Raw genomic sequence first — 593 nt, forward strand, 5'->3', positions numbered from 1 at the left:
AAGTGACGTTTTGGCCGCCATCACCGTACCAGAAGACACCGCCTCACCATGTAACCAATTGCCGTAGCCTAATTCAGCTTCTATCGCATGACCGAAAGTGTGACCCAAATTGAGCAACGCTCGAATTCCAGACTCTTTTTCGTCTTGTGCAACCACTTCAGCTTTAATTTGGCAGCAACGTGCAATGGCATAGGTAAGCGCGTCTTCATCCAACGTGTATAAACGGTCTAAATTTTCTTCCAGCCAATCAAAGAATGCACCATCATAAATAATGCCGTATTTGATCACTTCAGCTATACCAGCAGCAAATTCACGCTCAGGTAGCGTCGATAAACAGTTGGTATCGATGATCACCGCTTTCGGTTGGTAAAATGCGCCAATCATGTTTTTACCTAGCGGATGATTGACTGCCGTTTTGCCGCCAACGGAAGAATCCACTTGGGACAACAACGTCGTTGGAATTTGGATAAAGTCCACACCTCGCTGATAACAGGCTGAAGCAAACCCGACGAGATCTACGATTACACCACCACCGAGGGCAATAATGACCACATCACGAGCATAACTTCCCTCTAGAAGGAAATTCATGACTT

The 593-nt window shown here is 46.0% G+C and carries 1 protein-coding gene; it reads right to left on the reverse strand.

Annotated elements, in window-relative coordinates; all coding sequences use genetic code 11:
- A partial coding sequence (locus R8O10_RS26310; protein ID WP_318192110.1) for a 3-dehydroquinate synthase family protein occupies nt 1-593 on the reverse strand: 593 nt, incomplete at both ends.

The organism is Vibrio sp. 1727 (genome assembly GCF_033344415.1).
GTDB classification, from domain to species: domain Bacteria; phylum Pseudomonadota; class Gammaproteobacteria; order Enterobacterales; family Vibrionaceae; genus Vibrio; species Vibrio alginolyticus.